The 20,249-nt window shown below is 37.4% G+C and carries 19 protein-coding genes; 9 read left to right on the top strand and 10 right to left on the bottom strand.

The window, feature by feature from the left end; genetic code table 11:
• Positions 1 to 40: 40 nt before the first annotated feature.
• Positions 41 to 613: a TetR/AcrR family transcriptional regulator gene (locus tag F968_RS16055; protein WP_004794653.1), complete on the bottom strand. Its 573-nt coding sequence runs from the start codon at positions 611 to 613 to the stop codon at positions 41 to 43.
• Positions 614 to 942: 329 nt separating this feature from the next.
• Between F968_RS16055 and F968_RS16050 the strand changes: the two genes are divergently transcribed.
• The 6 genes from F968_RS16050 to acnA all read left to right on the top strand — a co-directional run bounded on the left by F968_RS16050 (position 943) and on the right by acnA (position 9,269).
• Entirely contained in the window at positions 943 to 1,806 is an 864-nt protein-coding gene (locus tag F968_RS16050) for a hypothetical protein (RefSeq protein ID WP_004794651.1), read from the top strand.
• Positions 1,807 to 2,038: 232 nt separating this feature from the next.
• Positions 2,039 to 3,631 (top strand): peptide chain release factor 3, encoded by a 1,593-nt coding sequence (locus F968_RS16045; protein ID WP_004794650.1) that lies wholly within the window; start codon positions 2,039 to 2,041, stop codon positions 3,629 to 3,631.
• A 69-nt stretch (positions 3,632 to 3,700) separates the two neighbouring features.
• On the top strand, positions 3,701 to 4,543 hold the full coding sequence (locus F968_RS16040) for a hypothetical protein (protein WP_004794647.1): 843 nt from the start codon (positions 3,701 to 3,703) through the stop codon (positions 4,541 to 4,543).
• 91 nt (positions 4,544 to 4,634) lie between these two features.
• Complete coding sequence (locus tag F968_RS16035) at positions 4,635 to 5,576, top strand: RsiV family protein (RefSeq protein ID WP_081399569.1); 942 nt, start codon at positions 4,635 to 4,637, stop codon at positions 5,574 to 5,576.
• Positions 5,576 to 6,388: a TatD family hydrolase gene (locus F968_RS16030; protein WP_004794642.1), complete on the top strand. Its 813-nt coding sequence runs from the start codon at positions 5,576 to 5,578 to the stop codon at positions 6,386 to 6,388. The genes F968_RS16035 and F968_RS16030 overlap by 1 nt, the downstream gene beginning before the upstream one ends.
• Before the next feature lie 124 nt (positions 6,389 to 6,512).
• Positions 6,513 to 9,269 (top strand): aconitate hydratase AcnA, encoded by a 2,757-nt coding sequence (gene acnA, locus F968_RS16025; RefSeq protein WP_004794641.1) that lies wholly within the window; start codon positions 6,513 to 6,515, stop codon positions 9,267 to 9,269.
• 46 nt (positions 9,270 to 9,315) lie between these two features.
• Here acnA and F968_RS16020 read toward each other — a convergent pair whose 3' ends face one another.
• Positions 9,316 to 10,071: a DUF4261 domain-containing protein gene (locus tag F968_RS16020; protein ID WP_004794639.1), complete on the bottom strand. Its 756-nt coding sequence runs from the start codon at positions 10,069 to 10,071 to the stop codon at positions 9,316 to 9,318.
• Between the two features lie 110 nt (positions 10,072 to 10,181).
• Here F968_RS16020 and F968_RS16015 point away from each other — a divergent pair, with 110 nt between their 5' ends.
• On the top strand, positions 10,182 to 10,943 hold the full coding sequence (locus tag F968_RS16015) for a tRNA threonylcarbamoyladenosine dehydratase (RefSeq protein WP_004794638.1): 762 nt from the start codon (positions 10,182 to 10,184) through the stop codon (positions 10,941 to 10,943).
• Between the two features lie 60 nt (positions 10,944 to 11,003).
• Here the strand turns inward: F968_RS16015 and F968_RS20000 are convergent, their stop codons facing one another.
• A complete protein-coding gene (locus tag F968_RS20000; RefSeq protein WP_081399568.1) occupies positions 11,004 to 11,126 on the bottom strand; it encodes a hypothetical protein in 123 nt (40 codons plus the stop codon).
• A 96-nt stretch (positions 11,127 to 11,222) separates the two neighbouring features.
• Between F968_RS20000 and F968_RS16010 the strand changes: the two genes are divergently transcribed.
• A complete protein-coding gene (locus tag F968_RS16010) occupies positions 11,223 to 12,122 on the top strand; it encodes a LysR family transcriptional regulator (RefSeq protein WP_081399567.1) in 900 nt (299 codons plus the stop codon).
• Between the two features lie 8 nt (positions 12,123 to 12,130).
• On the opposite strand, the gene F968_RS16005 is transcribed toward F968_RS16010, so the two are convergent.
• The gene (locus F968_RS16005) at positions 12,131 to 12,643 is read right to left on the bottom strand and encodes a hypothetical protein (protein WP_004794631.1); all 513 of its coding nucleotides are present in this window, start codon (positions 12,641 to 12,643) and stop codon (positions 12,131 to 12,133) included.
• A 333-nt stretch (positions 12,644 to 12,976) separates the two neighbouring features.
• Positions 12,977 to 13,993, bottom strand: a complete 1,017-nt coding sequence (gene dusA / locus F968_RS16000; RefSeq protein ID WP_004794629.1) for a tRNA dihydrouridine(20/20a) synthase DusA — start codon at positions 13,991 to 13,993, stop codon at positions 12,977 to 12,979.
• Positions 13,994 to 14,127: 134 nt separating this feature from the next.
• On the opposite strand from dusA, the gene F968_RS15995 reads away from it, so the two are divergent.
• On the top strand, positions 14,128 to 15,276 hold the full coding sequence (locus tag F968_RS15995; protein WP_000534873.1) for a tyrosine-type recombinase/integrase: 1,149 nt from the start codon (positions 14,128 to 14,130) through the stop codon (positions 15,274 to 15,276).
• Here the strand turns inward: F968_RS15995 and F968_RS15990 are convergent.
• From F968_RS15990 to F968_RS15970, 5 genes are all read right to left on the bottom strand, one after another.
• Complete coding sequence (locus F968_RS15990) at positions 15,260 to 15,532, bottom strand: pyocin activator PrtN family protein (protein ID WP_000500676.1); 273 nt, start codon at positions 15,530 to 15,532, stop codon at positions 15,260 to 15,262. The two genes, F968_RS15995 and F968_RS15990, sit on opposite strands and share 17 nt — an antisense overlap.
• Before the next feature lie 18 nt (positions 15,533 to 15,550).
• Positions 15,551 to 16,531: a hypothetical protein gene (locus F968_RS15985; RefSeq protein WP_000170392.1), complete on the bottom strand. Its 981-nt coding sequence runs from the start codon at positions 16,529 to 16,531 to the stop codon at positions 15,551 to 15,553.
• A 1-nt stretch (position 16,532) separates the two neighbouring features.
• A complete protein-coding gene (locus F968_RS15980) occupies positions 16,533 to 17,768 on the bottom strand; it encodes a YagK/YfjJ domain-containing protein (protein WP_000838814.1) in 1,236 nt (411 codons plus the stop codon).
• 749 nt (positions 17,769 to 18,517) lie between these two features.
• On the bottom strand, positions 18,518 to 19,645 hold the full coding sequence (locus tag F968_RS15975) for a hypothetical protein (RefSeq protein ID WP_004794625.1): 1,128 nt from the start codon (positions 19,643 to 19,645) through the stop codon (positions 18,518 to 18,520).
• A gap of 347 nt (positions 19,646 to 19,992) precedes the next feature.
• Complete coding sequence (locus tag F968_RS15970) at positions 19,993 to 20,208, bottom strand: hypothetical protein (RefSeq protein WP_004794622.1); 216 nt, start codon at positions 20,206 to 20,208, stop codon at positions 19,993 to 19,995.
• Positions 20,209 to 20,249: the final 41 nt, after the last annotated feature.

The following is a 20,249-nucleotide window of genomic DNA, read 5'->3' as shown; positions in this document are numbered from 1 at the left end:
TTATTTTTATTAAAGTATAAAGAGTTAATTAATTTATATATTAAATGGTTGCACACTCTCGAACCTTCTCGAAATTAATGATTTTATTTATATAAGACCATGTTTTTTCTGAGTTGATTTTTGATTTATTTATAGTGCCATCAATAATGATACCATCGATAATATTAAGAAAGAGTCCTGTAAGGATTTGTTTATTCTCAACTTCTAGTTCTGAAAAGGTTGAAAAAACTAATTTGTAAATCCAGTCTCGATATTTATTAATTTGATATTTAATAGATGGATACAATTGCATGACTTCAATCGTGGCTTTCTTAAATAAGCAACCATTAAAATCCTCTGTATTGATCCAGTCGATATACCAGTTGAAAATACTTTTAAGTTTAATTAATGGATCATCAATATCATTAACTTTATTAAATAAAGAAGTTTGGACTTCTAAATTTCTCCGATGAAGACATTCTTCAATTAAGGCTTCTTTCGAGGAAAAATATTTATAAAAAGTCATTTTTGCCACGTTTGCTTCAGCAATAATACGATCAACCCCAATAGAGGTATAGCTTTTTTGGTTAAAGAGGATAGTGGCTGTTGTTATAATTGTTTCTCTTTTTGACATCGGTTTTCTCGTCATAAAATATTTTTGATTAACTTTGCTATTGTAAAGTATGAAAGCTTAAATAAATCTTATTTAATGATATTTAAAAAATTATATTTATTCAATAGGTTGATTTGTTATTGAAAACAATAAAAATTACTTCTAATTGGCAGTAATTTACTTTTTTTAAATATTATTAATTAATTCGTTGATTTGTTGAGTTAATAAACATAATATAAAATTGTTAAGTTTTGGTTTGTGGAATTTATTTTAGCAATTGAATGCAAAATTGGAATAAAAATAAGGCCCTATAACTTAACTATAAGAAAAACTTTTTACTGAGAATGATTATGTCAAAAAAATTTGAAGACTTTAATAATCCAAGACAAAAAGCATTGCAAGGGATGAGAAATAGCATTCCTGCAAAACAGTGGGAAGAGAATTTACAATTTCTTAAAGAGTTAAGAAGTAAAATTGCAAAATTACCAGTTTCTAGACATCCTGCAATTGAAGTATTAAATAATGGATATCTCGATAAGAAGAGTTTGACCCATATTCATTTAGAATATCGGCATGCAATTGTACAAATTTTTACAGATGCTTTATTAAAGGCTCAGTTTCTGACAAAACAACTGGAACCTAAACTCCATTCTGGAGCTAAAATGTTTCCAAGAGTATTATTAAGTTTAAATATACTTGATGAGTTTGGTTTTCGTCCTGGTTTGGATAAAGATAATTATTATTTGGGGAATCCTGAATATGCTCATTATCCATTATATGAAGATTTACTTAATGATTATGGTTTAACAGAGCTTGATCGTCGTAACTTTAAGCCATCAAAAATTTCAGATCAGGTTAGATCATTTTTAGAATCTTCTTATGATAGTTATATCAATGTAGTGGCGTTACTAGCTGTTGCAGAGGAAGAGGTTATTCTCTTTAGTCCTCCATTACGTCAAGCGACTAAATTTGTGAATATCGATGTTGAAGGTGGTGGCTATTACCATGTACATGGTGTGTCTACTGATGAAACGTCTGAAGCTGCTGATGATGACCATCAAGATGATCTTTGGTTCACGTTAGCACAAGCAATTACCAAAGATGATTATGAAGGCTTAACGAAGTTATGTATTGAATATTGTGCGTTATGGAATGAGTTCTGGGATGCACAAATTGCCGATGTTCAGTTTATTGAAGAAAAGAAACTGGCATAAAATATTCTGCTAAGCCCGAAGAAAGCCCATCTACGATTGTATGGGCTTTTTTAGTTATAAAATTTCTAAGATGCCAAGCTATATTCTCAAAATATATCTAAAAAGCTTATGAGTAGCTCATGGCTTATCAACAATCATTAAACACTTCTATAAATCTGCTACAATTACGCCAATTTTTATTTTGATCGACTTTAGGTCTTTGGCACTGCAATCTCCGCAGTAGGTGTATTTCATGAGTTTTAAAGATGAGTTAGCGGCACAGGTTGCTCAACGCCGCACATTTGCCATCATTTCCCACCCCGATGCCGGTAAAACCACCATGACAGAAAAATTACTGTTATGGGGTAAAGCAATTCAGGTTGCAGGGATGGTAAAAAGCCGTAAATCTGACCGCGCAGCTACATCTGACTGGATGGAAATGGAAAAAGAGCGTGGTATTTCGATTACTACGTCTGTTATGCAGTTCCCTTATAAAGGTCATACGATTAACTTACTCGATACACCGGGGCATGAAGACTTCTCGGAAGATACTTATCGTACCCTAACCGCTGTTGACTCTGCGTTAATGGTAATTGATGGTGCAAAAGGTGTCGAAGAACGTACCATCAAATTGATGGAAGTTTGTCGTATGCGCGACACTCCTATTATTTCATTTGTAAACAAGATGGACCGTGAGATTCGGGAGCCGCTTGAGTTACTTGATGAAATTGAAAATGTCCTCAATATCCGTTGTGTACCAATTACATGGCCATTAGGGATGGGACGTGATTTTGCTGGTGTATACAACATTATTGAAAATAAATTGTATGTCTACAAAGCGGGCTTTGGCTCAACCATTACAGATATTGAAGTCCGTGATGGATATGATCATGCGGATATTCGCGAAAAAGTAGGTGAGTTGGCTTGGGCATCTTTTGAAGAGTCGCTTGAACTTGTGCAAATGGCGAATGAGCCATTAGACCGCGAATTATTTTTACAAGGTAAACAAACTCCGGTTCTATTTGGTACGGCATTAGGTAACTTTGGTGTTGACCATGTATTAGATGCTTTTATGGGCTGGGCACCTGAACCTAAAGCGCATCCTACACAAGAGCGTGTGGTTGAGGCGAAAGAGGAAGGTTTCTCTGGTTTTGTATTTAAAATTCAAGCCAACATGGATCCGAAACACCGTGACCGTATTGCCTTCATGCGTATTTGCTCTGGTAAATATGAAAAAGGCTTAAAGATGAACCACGTGCGTCTTGGTAAAGATGTCCGTATTAGTGATGCTTTGACATTCCTTGCTGGTGAGCGTGAACATTTAGAAGAAGCATGGCCAGGCGATATTATTGGTTTACATAACCATGGCACAATTCAAATTGGTGATACTTTTACCAGTGGTGAAAATTTGCATTTCACAGGTATTCCTCACTTTGCGCCAGAGATGTTCCGTCGTGTGCGTTTAAAAGATCCATTGAAGTCAAAACAATTGCAAAAAGGTTTGAAAGAGTTGTCGGAAGAAGGGGCGACTCAGGTATTTATGCCACAAATCAGCAATGACCTGATTGTGGGTGCGGTAGGTGTGCTTCAGTTCGATGTGGTTGCTTATCGTTTGAAAGAAGAATATAAGGTTGACTGTGTTTATGAGCCTGTAAGTGTTAACACAGTTCGTTGGATTCACTGTGATGACGAAAAAACTCTGAATGAGTTTAAGAAGAAAGCACATGATCAACTTTCTATCGATGGCGGCGGACACTTAACCTATCTTGCGCCAAGCCGAGTGAACTTGCAGATTATGCAAGAGCGTTGGCCTGATATTCAGTTCCGTAACACACGTGAACACTGATCATTTTAATGTGACAAACAGCTTCGAATAGAAGCTGTTTTGTTTTGAAAAATAAGAAAGGATGATGAAATGAATTTGAATAGAAAGACAGTTATTGCGCTTGTAGTTGCAGTACTCATATTAATTTTGGCAATTTGTCTTTTTGTCTGGAAAAGAACTCAGCCTTCATCATCTTCTCAAACAAAACTAGCATCTACCCAAACTCAACATATAGAAAAGGCTGAAGTACTGCCATTTCTTAACTTACAACAAGTAAAAGCGGATTATGCTTTGCCATTTTGTGAGAAGAAAAACTGTATTGATGTCGATATTCAAACGATAAAGACCCAAGATGCATGGCTAAATGAATGGATTGCCAAAAGCCAGGCTAAAGTGATCCAAGACCAAATTGATTTGAAAAAAGACTTAACCTTGCAGCAAGCCATTAATGCCTATGTTAAAAAGTCTGATGAATGGCAAGATAAATATTCAAAGAATCGGGCTTACGAATTACATCTTCATACGCGTATTGCATCACAGCGTAACCAATATGTTTTATTGCAATTAGGGCTTGATACCAAGCAAGAAGAGCTCACGATTAAAGACCGTTATTACTTTTTTGTGGCTGACCGAAAACTGCATAAGAGCTTAGCTTTATTAGATGTTTTACAAAAAGATCAACAAACAGCTGTACATCAAATGGTGCAGGTGGCCTATCAAGACTGGCTAAAAAAGCAGACTGCTGACATCAAGAAAGAAGCACCCAAAACTTTATATTGGGGGCAGGCAGATTGGTTCTTTGATGGTGAAGGTGTTGGCTTACATTATCAGGCAAACCAGATCACTAAAGAAGCTCCACAGCTCGATATTTATTTATCTAAAGAACAAACCAAAAAAATATTACAACCCGAGGTTTATGAACAAATGTTTTAAGATGGTAGCAGAATTTGCAACCTCTATTTATATGCGCTAATTTCTTAGAAAAGGCACTGTGCAATCTCCTTAGAATAAAAGGCAAAATATGATGTTATCTTCTAAAGCTTCACTGCGATTAACTTTGCTTGCTTCTGCTATATTTTTGGTAGCATGCCAACCTAAAGCTGATCCTAAGGACTCTCAAGAACAGCAGAAACCAGCAGTCGAGGAACAAAAGCCAGTAGAGCTGACTTTGAAGGGTGAAACAGTTCCTACTAAGGTTGCTTTACCTGATTGTGATGGTAAAACTTGTCCCGAATTAACAGTTGAACGTTTGCAGAGTAATTTTCCATTTATTGACAAAATTCTAGATCAGCAAATCTTAAAGACTCTAGGTCAAATTTTAGAGATTGCTGAACCAGATGCTAAAGTGAAGCAATCAGATCAAAAAACAGAAGCTTCAGCAGTTGCGAGTGCAGAGCAAAAAAATAGTTTTGATGCGCAGGTTCAACGTTACGCCAATTCATTTATTGGTTTGGACAATGAATTAAAAGCTTTAAGTAGTAATCATCAAATTAATCTTTTGGTGAAACCTAAAATCTTGCAGGCTCAAGGTAAAGTTGTAACTGTGGTACTGAATAGTAGTAGCTATTTAGGTGGTGCGCACGGTTCTGCTGCACAGCATTATTATAATTTTGATTTAAAAGAACAAAAGCAGATCAAGCTTGAAGATTTGTTACGCCCACAGCAAAAAACTGCATTAGAAAAGTTAGCCCATGAAGCCTTTAAGACTTGGGTTACAGACTCTAAACTGGCTGATAATGTGGGTGAATATGAGCAAGCTTGGCCGTTTAAACTATCTGATAACTTCTTATTGGGTGAGCAAGGTTTAATTCTTCAATATGGTGAATATGAAATTGGACCATATGTGGTGGGATTACCTCGATTAGTCATTCCATATGACCAATTACAGGAAGTGTTGAAACAAGAGTATTTGCCACAACCTAAAGCTAAACCAGCTTCGGCACCAGTTGCAAAAAGTGCTGGCTAATGCAATTGTTTGATACTCATACCCATTTTGATGTTGCTGATTTTGATGAAGATCGGCAACAGTTAGCGCTTAATGCCAAAAAAGTGGGCGTAGATGCATTAGTCTTAATTGGGTTTCTGCAGTCACGCTTTGATGAATTGGTGCAAACTCATCATCAGCTAAAGAGTTGGGAAAATGTACCAACTTCATATTTAGCACCAGGTTTACATCCGTTTTATATTGAACAGCACAGGCCAGAGCATCTTTCTCATCTGGAACACATTTTGCAGCAACAGGACTGTGTGGCAGTAGGCGAAATTGGCTTAGATACTTTCTTAAAAGAACATAAGCAGCCCGATATATATGATAAGCAAAAACAATATTTTGCTCACCAGTTAGAGCTGGCAACCCAATACCAAAAACCAGTGTTACTTCACATTCGAAAAGCGCATGGTGATGTGCTCGCTATACTAAAAGCTCAAAAATTTAAATTGGGCGGAATTGCTCATGCATTTAGTGGTGGGATAGAAGAGGCAAAAGGCCTTATTAAGCTTGGTTTTAAAATTGGTGTGACGGGGCAGATCACCAACCCAAACGCAAAAAAACTTCATACGGTTGTGCAGGCTATAGGTGCAGAGCATTTGGTGATTGAAACAGATTGTCCAGATATGACACCGCTTTGCTGCCAAACCTCAACCGAACAACGTACTCGTAATACCCCTGTTAATTTGCCTTATGTATTACAAAGTTTAGCTGAAAATTTAAATATGCCAGAGTCAGATTTGGCTGAGGTGCTGTGGAAAAACTCTCTTACTGCATTGAAATTATCGTAATAAAAATCAAAGATTAAAAATATTAACTAAAACAAAACACAGCGATTAAAAAAGAAGCTTAAAGTAAGAAAACAACATGTAAAAACGTGAAAAATAACATTGCCAGACATGGGAGGATAACCCAATGGCTAAGTATAGCAATATCAATAGTTTTAATGCTTTACAGACGCTAACAGTAGGTTCCAGCAATTATCAGATTTTTAGCTTAGCCCAAGCAGAGAAAACGCTAGGGGATATTGCCAAACTGCCGAAATCTTTAAAGGTATTATTGGAAAACTTATTACGATTTGAAGATCAGCACAGCGTTAAAACTGAACATATCCATGCTTTAGCAGAATGGCTAAAAACCCGTAGCTCAGATCAGGAAATTCAATATCGTCCTGCGCGGGTTTTAATGCAAGATTTTACGGGTGTGCCAGCAGTGGTTGATTTAGCTGCAATGCGAGCAGCGATGGCACAAGCGGGCGGCGACCCTGAAAAAATTAACCCCTTATCTCCCGTTGATTTGGTGATTGACCACTCTGTAATGGTGGATTATTTTGCCGATGATCAGGCCTTTGAAGAAAACGTACAAATCGAGATGCAACGTAATGGTGAGCGATATCAATTTTTACGTTGGGGGCAATCTGCATTTAATAATTTTAGTGTAGTGCCACCGGGCACAGGTATTTGCCATCAGGTCAATTTAGAGTATTTGGCTCAAGCGGTGTGGCTAGGTGAAGATAACGGTCAGACTTTTGCTTTTCCAGATACTTTAGTGGGTACAGATTCACATACCACCATGATTAATGGTTTAGGTGTATTGGGTTGGGGTGTAGGGGGGATTGAGGCTGAAGCAGCTATGCTGGGCCAACCGATTTCTATGCTTATTCCTGAAGTCATTGGTTTTAAATTGACAGGAAAACTACCAGAAGGAATTACTGCAACTGACTTGGTGCTGACCATTACTCAAATGCTTCGTCAAAAAGGTGTCGTGGGTAAATTTGTAGAGTTCTATGGAGACGGCTTAGCTGATTTACCACTTGCTGACCGTGCAACTATTGCCAATATGGCACCAGAGTATGGTGCGACTTGTGGTTTCTTCCCAATTGATGAAGTGACATTGGGATATTTGAAACTAACCGGTCGTCAAAGTGATCGTATTGAACTGGTTGAAGCGTATAGCAAAGCACAGGGCTTATGGCGAAATGCAGGTGATGAACCTGTTTTTACAGACACTTTAAGTCTTGATATGAGTACGGTTCAGGCAAGTCTGGCAGGTCCAAAACGCCCTCAAGACCGTGTGCTTTTATCAGAAGTACCAAAAACGTTTAATGCGCTGATGGAGTTAACTTTAAAACCAGCCAAGGAAGCCAAAGAACGTTTAGAAAATGAAGGCGGTGGCGGTACTGCGGTCGAGGCAAAGAAAGCAAATATTCAACATGAAAGTCCTTCTTGCGTGATTGAAGGACAAACCTATCCATTAAATCATGGTGATGTTGTTATTTCAGCTATTACATCGTGTACCAATACTTCTAATCCAAGTGTAATGCTGGCAGCAGGTCTGCTTGCTAAAAAAGCGATTGAAAAAGGTTTGCAGCGTAAACCGTGGGTGAAAAGCTCTCTTGCACCAGGCTCTAAAGTCGTGACTGACTATTTGCTAGCTGCTGGGCTTACGCCGTATTTAGATGAGTTGGGCTATAACTTGGTGGGATATGGTTGTACAACCTGTATTGGTAACTCAGGTCCCTTACCTGAACCAGTTGAAGACGCAATTCAATGTCATGATTTGAATGTTGCATCAGTACTTTCTGGTAACCGTAACTTTGAAGGACGCGTACACCCCTTGGTTAAAACGAACTGGCTTGCTTCGCCACCTTTGGTAGTTGCTTACGGTTTAGTTGGTAATATTCGTACCGATTTGACTACGCAACCTATTGGGCAAGGTAAAGATGGGCAACCTGTTTATTTAAAAGATATCTGGCCAAGTCAGGCAGAAATTGATGCCGTTTTACAGAAAGTAAATACAGACATGTTCCATAAAGAATATGCTGCGGTATTTGATGGTGATGAAAGCTGGCAATCAATTCAGATTCCAAAAAGTAAAACTTATGAATGGGCTGATGATTCGACCTATATTCGTCATCCGCCATTCTTTGAAGGCATTGGTGAACCGCCAAAACCAATTAAAAATATTGAACAGGCAAATATCTTGGCAGTGCTTGGTGACTCGGTAACAACTGACCATATTTCACCAGCAGGTAATATCAAAAAAGACAGTCCGGCAGGTCGATATTTACAAGAGCAAGGTGTTGAGCCAAAAGACTTTAACTCCTATGGTTCTCGACGCGGTAATCATGAAGTCATGATGCGCGGGACCTTTGCCAATATTCGTATTAAAAACGAGATGCTTGGTGGTGAGGAGGGTGGTAATACCATTCATGTGCCAAGTGGTGAAAAGCTCGCTATTTATGATGCCGCAATGCGCTATCAACAAGAACATACACCGCTTGTGATTATTGCTGGTAAAGAATACGGAACAGGTTCTTCACGTGACTGGGCTGCCAAAGGAACAAATTTATTAGGTGTGAAAGCCGTAATCGCTGAGAGCTTTGAACGTATTCACCGTTCAAACTTGGTGGGTATGGGCGTGTTGCCATTACAGTTTGTTGATGGGCAAACTCGACAATCTCTCAACTTAACTGGTCATGAGGTGATATCAATTCGAGGTTTGTCTGATGGCGTTCAGCCTCATCAAATTCTTGAGGTTGATGTAAAAGGGCCAAATGGAGTCGCCAGCCACTTTAATGTGTTATGTCGAATTGATACGTTAAATGAGGTTGAGTACTTTAAAGCGGGTGGTATTTTGCATTATGTACTGCGGAATTTGATTGCTGGTTAGTTAAAAAAGAAACCCCGTAAAATATGGGGTTTCTTTTTATGAAAATCTAACTAAATTTAAATAATTTCTTCCAGCTAAATGATGACGTCAGTACCCAAACATCGAATGGATTAAAATATAGTGAATCTACATCAAAAAAATCGCTAGATGCTTTTAGGGAAAGCTTTAGTGGTTCTGATTCTTCATCAGCCGAAAAAGTTTGATTTTCTAATAACTCTGGGTTTTCTATAAGAAGATATAACAAGAAGTTATTCAAAATATAGGATGCTTGATCTACCTTTAGGTTTATACATCCATCTGGTTTACCGAATTGCTGCATTCCACAAGAGTAGAGTAAATTATCATCAGAAATAATAGGGATAAAGGCTTTAAATAGATCTAATATATTTTCAGCGTTATAGCTAAGCCAATCGCTTTTAAGGTGTGTAAGACCCGAAGTCTCAACTTTAATTGCTAAGCCACCTGCTTTCATGAGGGCCTGACCTATTAACAGAGCTTGTTGTGCTAACTCTATTGATCCGCCATCACAAACAACATAAATAACCATATTATGTTGTTCAATTTTTTTTAATTCGCTTTCAGAAAAACGACCTAGACTAAATGATCTAAAAACCTCACTGACATTTGGATCATTTCCATATTCTTCAACTTCACCGTAATATTCGTTTGTTAAAGATTTAATAATTGAGCCCGCATAAATATATCCAGTTTTATTAACAAGTAGGGCATGTAATAGAGCTTGATGATTTTCCCAAATACCAGGAATACATAAGATAATTTTTTGATTAAATTCTTGATTCATTATTAATAAGTTCTAAGGAGCTTTTCCCACTCATAATATCGTAAAAGATATGCGATACCAATTGATTGAGGTAAAATACCTCCCATGTTTTATATCCCCAAAGAGTAGCAATGACCGATCTCCAACAAGATGAATATGACCGCCGTTTTGCAGGTGTAGCCAAAGTTTATGGTGATTCATCGTTCCAACACTATGAAAAAAGTCATGTGATGGTGATTGGTATTGGTGGTGTCGGTAGTTGGGCGGTAGAAGCTTTGGCACGTACAGGTGTTGGCGAGATCACGTTAGTCGATATGGACGTGGTTGCAGCATCAAATGTGAACCGTCAGTTACCTGCAATGACATCAACTCTAGGTTGTGAAAAAGTTGAGATTATGGCGGAACGTTGTCGCCAAATTAACCCACGTATTAAAGTAAATATTATTGATGACTTCTTAACACCAGAGAATGTCACAGCGCTGTTAAACCCTGTACCCGATATTATCTTGGACTGTATTGATGACGTTAAAGCAAAGTTGGCTTTAATGCTCCATTGCCGTTTTAATAAAATTCCGTTGATTGTGTCGGGTGGAGCTGGTGGTAAGCTTGATCCGCTTAAAATCAGTGTGGCTGATTTATCAAAAACAGAACAAGACCCAATGTTAGCGAAGCTACGTAGTCAACTTCGTGCTCGTGGGATCTGTAAAAAGCCGAAAGAGAAATTTGGTATTACTTGTGTTTATTCAATCGATAATCCATTTTCGAGTGCAGATGTTTGCCCATCGGCTGGCTTACGCTGTGGTGGCTATGGTTCAGCGGTAGTAGTAACGTCAAGCTTTGCTATGATTGCTGTGGCTGAAGTTTTGAAGAAACTCGATTTAAAGAAAGCGTGATTTAAATATTGAAGAGGCATGCGCTTATGTGAGTACATGCCTTTTGTTTTTTGAGTAAAGTTAATCATATAACTCTATGTTGTCGTGATGGGGCTGTGTTGGGAGCTGTTGATCATAAAATTTAAAGCACCATAAAATTAGAACAATAACGGTGAAGATGGCTAAACCTTTTAAATACTTCATGAATAATTCAATCAAGTGAATGGTCTTTATAAAATTCTAGCGAAGGCAATCTATCTAATCTAATATAGAAAATAGACCTCATGATCTAATTTTGAGATAGAAATGCTCACGTTAAAACAATTCCAATATTTTATAAAAATTGTTGAAGAAGGAAGCTTTACCGCGGCTTCTGAAAAGCTATTCATAGCTCAGTCTGCTTTAAGTCGGCAAATTAAATTGCTAGAAGAAGAAATTGATTTTCAGTTATTTGATCGTGCTGATAAGAAAGTGAAACTGACGACAGCGGGAGAGGTCTTCTATAAAAAAATAAAAGATAATATGCATTATTTAAATGAGATCATTGGAGTTTCTAGGAATATTGCAGAAGGAAAAAATCGCCAGATTAAAATTGCTCACTCGAGCAGTATTGTCATGGATAATAAAAAGGTTCAAATATTAAAAGAAATTAGCTTAGTCAAACATATAAATTTTGAGATAAACACCTTGTCATCTGAGCACCAGATTTTAGCTTTACTAAATGGGAAAATTGATATTGGTTTGATTAGACCACCAGTTCGGCAAACATTAGATGACGTCAATATTATTAAATTATATGAAGAACCTTTAATGGTGGCTGTACATATTGATCATGCTAAATTTGCAAATAAAGAGAAGTTGGAAGTTAAAGATTTAAAAGAAGAATACTTTGTTTCTACACCACATTCTAAAAGAGGTGGATTAAGCTATTTAGTTTCAAATCTATGTTTAGCCGCAGGATTTACCCCACAAAAAGCTCCAATCCAGTCACGTAAGATTTCACAGTTACACCTTGTGGCTGCAAATTTAGGTGTAAGTATTGTGCCTAAAGAATTTCAGCAAATTTTGCCTAACCAAGTAAAGTTATTACCTTTGGCAGATCATTTGTCACTTTCAGAAGTTTTATTGGTCTATAGAAAAGATCATGATGAATTGATTCAGCATTGTGCTGAACTCATTTATCAAACCTTTCAATCTTAGAAAAATGATTAAGTGGCTAATCTATAGTAAGTGTAAGTAACGCTATCATCTTTATAGACATCATAACTATTTTGTTTGAAATCAGAGACCCATTCACTTCCTGTATATCCAGCAATATGTCCATAAACATGGTTACGGGTTCTGTGAATGATATAGATGTCACCTTCTTGTGGTTCATCAAAGGCTGGATTAATTTCTTTATAGCCAATCTTTTTTAAGGTATCTCCCCAATCTGAAGCTGCAATAGGGTGATTTTCGACATTGGCACCAGCAGATTCTAGTGCAAGGCGGATACTACGTGCGCAACGAGCTTTACTGCGTCTAGAGGTAACACTTTCTAATTTTTCTACAAATTTATCAATATCTATAGCGGGAGTATTGGAAGTTTCTGTTTGATGATTATTGGGTTTCATGGTGAAAGGATAAGGAAGGCTTGGGGTGCTGTGGGATACAACAATGGCTGCCTGATTTGAATCCTGATACATGTAATTATCAGCTACTTGTCCGTCATAAATAATCATCGTGAAATCTCTACCGTGCTACTCATATCCATATTAAAAAAATCACCACCTACCTGTGGCGTTCAGAGATACTAATCGGCGTACCTTAAAAGTTTTGTTTATGTTATGTAATAACATATCTTTTTTCCAGAGGTGTCTGCTTTGGAGTAAAAAGATGCTCACCAAAAGAGTGATTAAAAATAGTGAAATTTAAATTATTGATATCATTATAAAAAATAATTAATCAGAGCTTAAATTTGAATATTTTGCTTCAACATTTGCGAATATACTCAAAATCTAAGTCTCTGATTTAAAATGCCACATTTTCTTACAATTTAAGAGGCGATCACAAACTTAAGCTTGCTGCTCTTTTAAATATTCCTCGGTACGAATTATAGCTGCTTGCATGTTGCTAATAGCCTGTTCTACATCACCTAAAGTTTTTGCATTTCCGCCACTTAGCGCCTGACGCCACTTTCGAGCACCTGGCAAGTTTTGGAATAAACCTAAGATATGACGGGTAATGATTGAGAGCGGAGCACCCTCAGCCATACGTTGTTCAATATATGGCAGCATTTGTTCCATAATATCGAATCGATTTGGTGCCTCTAAATTCCAAAGCTGACCCATTTCCGCAAGTAAGTAGGGATTGTGGTAGGCTTCACGACCAATCATGACACCATCAACATGCTGTAAATGTGTTTGAGTTTCAGCAAACGTTTTAATTCCGCCGTTAATTTCAATGGTGAGATGTGGACGCTCTTGTTTTAAACGATAAACATCTTCATAGCGTAAAGGTGGAACTTCACGGTTTTCTTTCGGAGATAGACCTTTCAAAATAGCGATACGAGCATGCACAACGAAGTAAGTACAACCTGTTGCCGCAACAGTATCTACGAAATCAAGCATCTCTTCGTAAGATTGCATGTCATCGATACCAATACGGTGTTTGACTGTTACAGGAATCTTTACTGCCTTTTGCATGGTATGAATGCATTCAGCAACCAAGTCTGGCTCTGCCATTAAGCAAGCACCGATTTTATTGTTCTGTACACGATCACTTGGGCAGCCTACATTGAGGTTGACTTCATCGTAACCCCAGTCTTCAGCCATTTTTGTGCAGGTCGCAAGCTCTTGCGGATTTGAGCCACCAAGTTGCAATACGATAGGGTGTTCTTGTGCGCTGTAGTCCAAATGACGTTTTGCATCGCCAAAAAGAATCGCACCTGTAGTTACCATTTCTGTGTAGAGCACAACATTTGGGTTAAACAAGCGTGCAAAGAATCGATAATCCTTTGTAGTCCAGTCCATCATTGGGGCTACACTGATTCTTGGAGATTTAATAGTTTCAATGGTTTTGTTAATAGTCATTAAAAATCATACCTTTAATCAGTGTTTTGCAACCTGTTTGAATCTGTGGGAACTCATGTTTAGCTGCGTTAATCGGTTTGCATTTACACCAGAATTTACACCATAATGAAAAAAATGGTTCATGGTGTAAAATTATGGGGTCAATTACTGCCAGAAAAAGTGCAGATGGAAGTGTTAGTTACCGAGCTGCTATCCGGATCAACAAAAAAGGTTATCCTGCTTATTCTGAAAGCAAAACATTTTATTCAAAAAAAGTGGCAGAAAACTGGCTTAAAAAAAGAGAAGTTGAGATTCAAGAAAATCCAGACATTTTACTTGGCAAAGAACAACTGATTGATCTAACTTTGTCAGATGCCATAGATAAATATTTGGATGAAGTTGGGAGCGAGTACGGCAGGACGAAACGCTATTCTCTACTCTTAATTAAGAAGTTGCCAATTGCGCGCAATATTATCACAAAAATACATTCGATACATTTGGCTGAGCATGTGGCTCTAAGACGAAGAGGCGTGCCTAATCTTGGTTTAGAACCTATTGCAACAAGTACACAGCAGCATGAGCTTTTACATATTAGAGGTGTTCTATCTCATGCATCTGTTATGTGGGGTATGGAAGTTGATTTAAGTAACTTCGATAAAGCTACAGCACAGCTTAGAAAAACTCGTCAAATCTCGTCTAGTAAAGTGAGAGATAGGCTTCCTACAAAGGAAGAGTTAATTGCTTTAACAAAACTTTTTGCTGAGCGTTGGAAGTTAAATAAATACGGTACTAAGTATCCAATGCATTTAATTATTTGGTTCGCAATTTTTTCATGTAGACGTGAAGCAGAGTTAACACGCTTATGGCTGCAAGATTATGATTCTTACAACTCTTCATGGAAAGTTCATGATTTGAAAAATCCGAACGGTTCTAAAGGTAATCACAAGTCTTTTGATGTGTTGGAACCTTGTAAAACAATAATTGAACTTTTATTAGATAATGAAGTGCGGAGTCGTATGCTTCGATTAGGATATGATGAACAACTCTTATTACCTTTGAATCCCAAAAGCATAGGAAAAGAGTTTCGCGAAGCATGTAAAATATTGGGAATAGAGGATTTACATTTTCATGATTTGAGACATGAAGGTTGTACGAGACTTGCAGAACAAAGTTTTACTATTCCTGAAATTCAGAAAGTAAGTTTGCATGATTCTTGGGGGAGCTTACAGCGGTATGTTTCTGTGAAGTCAAGGCGAAATGTAATTCAATTGGAAGAGGTGCTACGCCTCATTGATGAAACGTAGCAAAGTCTTTAGCAGCTTCAGAATACTTCTTATCTAAGATATCAGCCAAGTCTTTAACGTGCACCAGAAATGGTGCGCGTTTGCTTGAATCTATTTTAAAGACAGAGAAAGGAAACTCTTGATTATTTGCCTTTCTCAGCGCCTCTGCCTTGCTTAAGTGAGGATAGTAGTCTTGTACTATGCTCATTAATTCGACAGTCATAGAGCGATATTTCATAAATAGGTAATCAGCGGTGTTTAACTGGAATGCACCCATTGTGAAATAGCCTCTTAACTAGTTAGTTTTAAACTTTGAATACAACACATCAAAATTGGACTGTGTATCCCAAATTCGAAGGACTGCATCACTGCCTATCAGGTACGTTTTGAGCAGCTTAATAAGATCTTTGCACCTTGGATCACTTTTAAAAAAATGATTAGTTTGCATAAACCCGTTTAATGGCATAGATACAGGATATGCTTTGCAATTAAATAGGCCTTCCAGATTACCTCGTAAGGCAATGAAAGCATTTTCATCAGAAGAACCAACAGGATCATCTATGAACTGGCGTTCCAGTAAAAACACCAGCCTAAGTGCTAATTGTCCTTGGGGTGTAAGTTCCCATTTCGAAAATACGGCAATAATTTCATTATTTCCACCTTCATTAAGGAAAATGGCGATCATCTCTTTTTTCTGCTGATCTAAATATTGTTGTTTCGAATACATTGGAGTATTCGCTGAAAGCGTAAATAGCATTGGCAAATATAGCTCATGTGTTTCGAAGCCTGCGTAGTCTCTGAATAGAACCTTCATTGTCGAATCAAATAACTCTTCAGCACGACTTTGTTCTGTATTCCAAGCTGTTAAATCCTCACTAAACTGCCTAGTGTTGAGCATATATTGGTAGCCCGTAATTTGATTAGAAAAATACTGATCGTGGCAGTAAATCCCCCCATTAAGCATAGGCCCCATATGTTTAATAAACTGAATAAACAATTCGTTCTCTGGCTTTAGTCGAACAGATAACATCCCATTAGTGACAGGGGAGCCTGTCACTAATGGATATGCTGATCTAATCAACTCAACAGGTTTACTGAGAGATAATGCCTGATTACTATTTTGAGAATTTTGTTTTGCAAACATGCTTGTAGTTTTTGATCTCCCAAGAGCTTTTGCTGACTTCTCAGAACCAATCAGATCGTAAGCCCAAATAGGTTGAATGCTGCATGACGAATGTGTAGCTGCAAGTAAAGCATCTGATGCGTACTTAGTCATGTTACTGTCCTCCTACTTGAGCATCATCTGACTGATCAGAGTCTAGTAGGTTAAGTTGCTCGAACTTGCGTGGACGGCCAAGTTTGGTAGCAGGAACTTTTGGTATTTGGCTTGTTCGGAAGCTCCGAATTTGTTCTCCATTAGTAAAGGCGAAGTACTGATCATTTTTGCATATGTAGTCAAACGTAGCCTTGAGATTCTTAAGCATTTCATGGTCGGTATACTCCAAAATGCCTAAGGCACGATAGCGGTACTCATCTTTCTTCATATTGCAGATAAAAGCAGTCCCAAGATTGTTTGTAGCAACCCTCCATTTCTCAGCAATATATTGCCCCCACGTGATGTCCTCACGATGGTCATTGGCATTGAAGAAGTAATAAAGATGTCCATGGAATCCCTTGGTTGGGGTGTGTTCAATACGCAGGATATACCCGAGCGCTTGCTTAAGCTGATTATGCTTAGATGCATCATAGAACCGAATAAAAGACTCTTGCATAAACTCACTATCATGTTCAGCCTGAGCAAAATCAGTTGAGATAGCAAGCTGTTGAAGCTTAGCTGGATCGCGTATTAATCCTAGGTCTACTCGAACAACAAGGATTCGAGAATGGATCTTGAGTAGAGTCTCTACAAGCTCAACACAACGCTCTTTAGAACGGCGTCGATTACTAGCACGATTCGAAAGTTGTTTACGAATTGAGGCACTGCTCATTCTTATTGCAAACAACTTCTGAAATTTAATTAAAGCTGCAACATAAGCCTGAGCCTGTTCAGATGTGTAACACTGATTGATCAGAGAAAATTCATAAAGGGTATATTGTTCTTCCTTTGAAAGTTCTAAGAATGAATCCTTAAAGGCCTGTAACTCTATGCCCATCTTGTAATTGCCAGAGTGAGCAGACACAAAGATTGTTGTAAGCTGGCACTTAAGCAAAAGTGGAATATCCTTCGCATATTCAACACGTAGTTGCTCTTTGCCCTTAAAACTTTGAACAGATTTAAGAGTAGCGATTGGGCGCTCTTTCTCAAAATACTTGATGAACTCAACACGACTGAGCATTTTTTCAACTTCAGGGTTTATACTCGTTTTGAATATTTTAATCTTACCGTTTTCTGTCATGTACTCATGAGTTGAAAAATCTTCCTTGAGCTGTTCTAGGAATGCATCTCTATCTGCAACTGAGAACTGTGCGATAGGTGGAAGAATTGGTTTAGCTGTGTTGTTCAGAGATTTCATAGTATACCTACATACAAATAATTAATTACGTATCAGGCGTCATGAGGTAAATGCTCTCCCTATGGACATCGTTTAGAAATGTCCATTAGGGTAGGCGTAGAGTGGATATTGGCTAATCTATCTGGAGTGTATTCATCTCAAATGGATACACAATTAAATCAATCTAATCTATAAGCAGTATTTGCTAAGGCACACTGCTTATGACAATAAGTATCTAGTAGATTAATTACATATATCTAATATTACTTATTACAATTGTATTTAAACCGAAAAGCCGATTGCACTTTACTTCGAGAATGCTCTACCAAAAAATGACGGTAATACGAGGACTTTTTAAAAGTTGTGATGTCCTGCGTTATGCAGCATTTAAATGGCTTCGTTGAGCTATTCTTCGGGTGACCCACACCCGTAAATTGCTAAGCTTCCAATTGAATGTACTTATTAATTTGATGTGTTGCTGGCTTAGGTTTGAGTTGGTCATATTGGTTCCTTATGTAGCAAGTTTTGTATGCTTGATTGCATAAGGGAAATTCTAGAAAAAAATTAAGCACCCTCTAAAAATCTGCGAAGAATTTATTTAAGCTACTGATATATATGTATTTAAAATCTTTAAAATATAGAAATTTCATTGTAATTATTACTCTTTTAAAAATTTATTAATTTTTTTTAAGAGCATGTCAGTGTAGAACTAACAGGCTCTAAATAAATTATGTGAGTGATCGGATTTTTATTGGGGTGGGAGGGGAATTCTAAAGTTTTCTACCTTTCTTTTCTATAAAAATGTTCAGCGCATCATATAGGCTTGGCTCGCTTTCCTTTAACCAAGATTTAGCGCTATTCAGTAACTTCATTCTCTGATCGTCGGTTCTAATTTTACTTTTTTGAGTTTCTAAGGCAGAAATCTTTTTCTGATAAAATACTCTTATTTCCTTATAACGTTCGATAGGGCGACCTGCAAAAGAAGTTAGGGGTTGATCACGGTTCTGAGCTTGTATGATTACAGTTTTTTTACCATATTCTTCAATTTCTTTGACTTCAGCTGTAGATAGATCATTTCGAGCTGCAAAAAGAAAATATTCAGCTTCTTCTTTTTTTCGTAAACAATGTTCTATTTCAGCATTGTATTCTTGAGTGAGGTATTCTGGAATTTTTGAGATAGCTTGCTGCTCAATGGCTCCTAGAACCGTATCCATACTTGAGTAAGTTTTTTGATTACTGGTAATAAAACGTTGAACAAGTGAGAGGTAAGTTTTTTTTACCCTCTGGGATTTTTTATGGCTGTTTCGGGCTAATTGAGATTGCCTAATCTGTTTATAGATATCTTCTGGTAGCGTGTAGATATAGAAAGAACAATCATAATGTTTGGAGTAGAGACGAAATGCTTCTTCAAAATGTTTCTCAGCTTGTTGTGCTGTTTTTTTGAATATTCTGGTTTTAGTTGATACCAAGTTTTTGAATTTACGAATTTCAGTCGCGATTTCGCCATAGTGTCGGGCAAGTCGGTCCTCTTCGGGAATGTAGATGTAAATTTCCGATTTACCTCGAAGTAATGGTGGGGGTAATCTCCATGCCTGTTGACGGAGAGCCTTTTGTTCTGGCGATTCTTTTAATAAGCCTTGATCAAGCTGTTCATAAAACCACTTTCGGTCATTATCCGTCATTTCTTCACTGATAGGTTCCATTTGTTCGGGTAAATAAGCTTTGTAGTGTTCGGCATAGGCTGATGGCAAACCATAGGGAAATTTATGTCTTTTAATAATATGTTCTTCAAGTTGGTCAATTAAGCCAATAAGTTTTTTGATGTTACTCGTAGATGTGGTTTCTTGTTTAGCCTTAGCATTTTTTTTTAGCTGAAGTTGCCATGTAATCAAGTTCACTTATTCATTTTAAAAGAAGTGCATATATTATAAGTCGTAACTACTTATAATTTAAAAATGATTTAGCTTAACTTGAGAGTGAATTATGAGCATTTGTAGAGGGGTGTTAGGTGTTAAACTGCACTCCATTTATGTACCGACTTATGATGATTCTGTACCGACTTGCGATGTTTTGGGTGAAAAGTAGTCAAAATCAAAATGTAGCTTAGAGTTATAATTGTTGGACTAAACTTGTAGTACTGTGAAGCATTCTACTGGATTATAAATTTATTATGGACTGAATCAAGTGCTAGAAAATCACTCATTATTGGTTAGTTAATAGTATGTCTTTGTATTACTAAAAGGTCTCAATAGCGTTTCATTAATTGCAATGCAAGATTGTAGGCTACGGTTGTAGAAATTGACTCTGCTATAAAGAACTCTTGGGGTGGGGTGAAGTTTAAAGCCTGCTTTCGATAACGCGTCTGCTTTCCTGTCTGTTTGTCTTTAAAAATAAACTCATCCTGAGCATGAGAATATTCTTGTCCATACAGTGGACCACTAAGACACTTTAACCGAAACACTGAATCATCCTTAAATTTACCTAATGGTTAGTTTAAAGAAT

Origin of the sequence: Acinetobacter sp. NIPH 817 (assembly GCF_000368405.1) — a bacterium.
In the GTDB taxonomy this organism is placed as follows: Bacteria; Pseudomonadota; Gammaproteobacteria; order Pseudomonadales; family Moraxellaceae; genus Acinetobacter.
Note: the sequence above shows the minus strand (reverse complement) of the source record. Positions and strands in the feature narration are given on the sequence as shown.

Excerpts from the sequence above, each read along its gene's own strand:
- F968_RS16055 (WP_004794653.1), bottom strand. The coding sequence starts at position 613 with ATGTCAAAAAGAGAAACAATTATAACAACAGCCACTATCCTCTTTAAC.
- F968_RS16050 (WP_004794651.1), top strand. The coding sequence starts at position 943 with ATGTCAAAAAAATTTGAAGACTTTAATAATCCAAGACAAAAAGCATTG.
- F968_RS16045 (WP_004794650.1), top strand. The coding sequence starts at position 2,039 with ATGAGTTTTAAAGATGAGTTAGCGGCACAGGTTGCTCAACGCCGCACA.
- F968_RS16040 (WP_004794647.1), top strand. The coding sequence starts at position 3,701 with ATGAATTTGAATAGAAAGACAGTTATTGCGCTTGTAGTTGCAGTACTC.
- F968_RS16035 (WP_081399569.1), top strand. The coding sequence starts at position 4,635 with ATGTTATCTTCTAAAGCTTCACTGCGATTAACTTTGCTTGCTTCTGCT.
- F968_RS16030 (WP_004794642.1), top strand. The coding sequence starts at position 5,576 with ATGCAATTGTTTGATACTCATACCCATTTTGATGTTGCTGATTTTGAT.
- acnA (WP_004794641.1), top strand. The coding sequence starts at position 6,513 with ATGGCTAAGTATAGCAATATCAATAGTTTTAATGCTTTACAGACGCTA.
- F968_RS16020 (WP_004794639.1), bottom strand. The coding sequence starts at position 10,071 with ATGAATCAAGAATTTAATCAAAAAATTATCTTATGTATTCCTGGTATT.
- F968_RS16015 (WP_004794638.1), top strand. The coding sequence starts at position 10,182 with ATGACCGATCTCCAACAAGATGAATATGACCGCCGTTTTGCAGGTGTA.
- F968_RS20000 (WP_081399568.1), bottom strand. The coding sequence starts at position 11,126 with ATGAAGTATTTAAAAGGTTTAGCCATCTTCACCGTTATTGTTCTAATT.
- F968_RS16005 (WP_004794631.1), bottom strand. The coding sequence starts at position 12,643 with ATGATTATTTATGACGGACAAGTAGCTGATAATTACATGTATCAGGAT.
- dusA (WP_004794629.1), bottom strand. The coding sequence starts at position 13,993 with ATGACTATTAACAAAACCATTGAAACTATTAAATCTCCAAGAATCAGT.
- F968_RS15995 (WP_000534873.1), top strand. The coding sequence starts at position 14,128 with ATGGGGTCAATTACTGCCAGAAAAAGTGCAGATGGAAGTGTTAGTTAC.
- F968_RS15990 (WP_000500676.1), bottom strand. The coding sequence starts at position 15,532 with ATGGGTGCATTCCAGTTAAACACCGCTGATTACCTATTTATGAAATAT.
- F968_RS15985 (WP_000170392.1), bottom strand. The coding sequence starts at position 16,531 with ATGACTAAGTACGCATCAGATGCTTTACTTGCAGCTACACATTCGTCA.
- F968_RS15980 (WP_000838814.1), bottom strand. The coding sequence starts at position 17,768 with ATGAAATCTCTGAACAACACAGCTAAACCAATTCTTCCACCTATCGCA.